Here is a 1,869-nt window from a genome sequence, read left to right on the forward strand (position 1 = left end):
CCGCCGGGCTCGGCACGGCGGTGAAGGAGTTCGTCGCCGCGCGTCTGCCGGAGTACATGGTGCCTTCGGCGGTGGTCGTCCTCGATGCCCTGCCGTTGACCGGCAACGGCAAGCTGGACCGCAAAGCCCTGCCCAGTCCCGAATACGCGGCAACGACGGTCGATTCGGACCGGGCTCCGGTCTCCTTGCAGGAGGAGCTTCTCTGCCAGGCCTTCGCCCAGGTCCTGGGCCTGCCCGCGGTCGGTGTGAACGACGACTTCTTCACCCTGGGCGGCCACTCCCTCCTGGCGACCAGACTGGTGAGCCGCATGCGGACCCTGCTTGGCGTGGAAGTGGGGATCCGCGAACTCTTCGAGGCCCCCACCGTGGCAGGGCTGGCCGCACGGCTGGCAGAAGCGGATGAGGCGCGCGCAGCCTTGACACCGATGGTGCGCCCGGAGCGGGTTCCCCTGTCGTACGGGCAGCGTCGGCTCTGGTTCATCGGCCAGTTGGAGGGGCCGAGCCAGACGTACAACAGCCCGGTGGCGCTGCGGCTCACCGGTCAGCTCGACACGCAGGCCCTGGCCGACGCGCTGCGTGACGTGATCGCGCGTCATGAGTCCCTTCGCACGGTGTTTCGAGTGGTGGACGGCGAGCCGTACCAGCATGTTCTCGGAATGGACGAGGTCGAGTGGGAGCTGCCTGCCATCCCGCTCGACTCCTCCGAGCTGTCGGCCACTCTCGCGCGGATCTCTTCGTACGCCTTCGACCTCGCGGCCGAGGCTCCGTTGAAGGCGTGGTTGTTCGAGACCGGTCCCGAGGAGCACGTGCTCGCCTTCGTGGTGCACCACATCGCAGGCGACGGTTGGTCGACCCGCCCCCTGGCGCGGGATGTGTCGGTGGCGTACGCGGCGCGGCGTGAGGGGCGGGAGCCCGGGTGGGACGCGTTGCCGGTGCAGTACGCGGACTATGCGTTGTGGCAGCGGGAGTTGCTGGGGTCCGAGGAGGATCCGGACAGCCTGATGTCGCGGCAGGTGGGGTTCTGGCGTGAGGCGCTGGCGGGTGCTCCGGAGGAGTTGGGTCTTCCGTTCGACCGTCCGCGTCCGGTGGCCGCTTCGCATCGCGGGCACACGGCGGTGTTCGAGACGCCGGCGGCGTTGCACGCGCGGATGGTGGAGGTGGCGCGTGAGCGTGGTGTGACGGTGTTCATGGTGCTGCAGGCGGCGCTGGCGGTGACGTTGTCGCGGCTGGGTGCGGGTACGGACATCCCGATCGGTTCGGCGGTCGCGGGGCGTACGGACGAGGCGCTGGACGAGCTGGTGGGCTGTTTCGTCAACACGCTGGTCATCCGTACGGATCTGTCGGGTGATCCGACGTTCGCGCAGGTGCTGGAGCGGGTGCGGGAGAGGAGTCTGGCGGGGTTCGGGCACCAGGACGTGCCCTTCGAGCGGCTGGTGGAGGAGCTGGCGCCGGCCCGGTCGCTGGCCCGACACCCCCTCTTCCAGGTGGTCCTCACGATGCACAACACCGCGGAAGCGACCGTGGAACTGCCCGGCATCGACGTTGAACTCCTCCCGACCGCCCGCCCGGCGGCGAAGTTCGACCTGGACGTGATGGTCGGTGAGTCGTACGACCCCGATGGCGGCCCGATGGGTGTGCACGGTGCGTTGACGGTCGCGACCGACCTGTTCGACCCCGGGACCGCTCGAACCATCGCAGACCGTTGGGTCAGCGTGCTGGACCGGTTGCTGTCCGAGCCCGAGCTACGGCTGTCATCGGTGGAGGTCGTGGACGAGGCCGAGCGTCGGCGGGTGCTGGTGGAGTGGAACGACACGGCGGTGCCGGTGGTGGCGTCCACGGTGCTGGGGCTGTTCGAGGAGCAGGTGGGGC

Annotated in this window: 1 protein-coding gene; it reads left to right on the forward strand. The window is 69.4% G+C overall.

Translation table 11 applies throughout. The annotated features are described in order from the left end of the window. A partial coding sequence (locus tag ABTY20_RS35190; protein ID WP_352001206.1) for a condensation domain-containing protein occupies nt 1-1,869 on the forward strand: 1,869 nt, incomplete at both ends.

This window comes from Streptomyces sp. NPDC126497 (assembly GCF_040302425.1).
GTDB lineage: Bacteria > Actinomycetota > Actinomycetes > Streptomycetales > Streptomycetaceae > Streptomyces.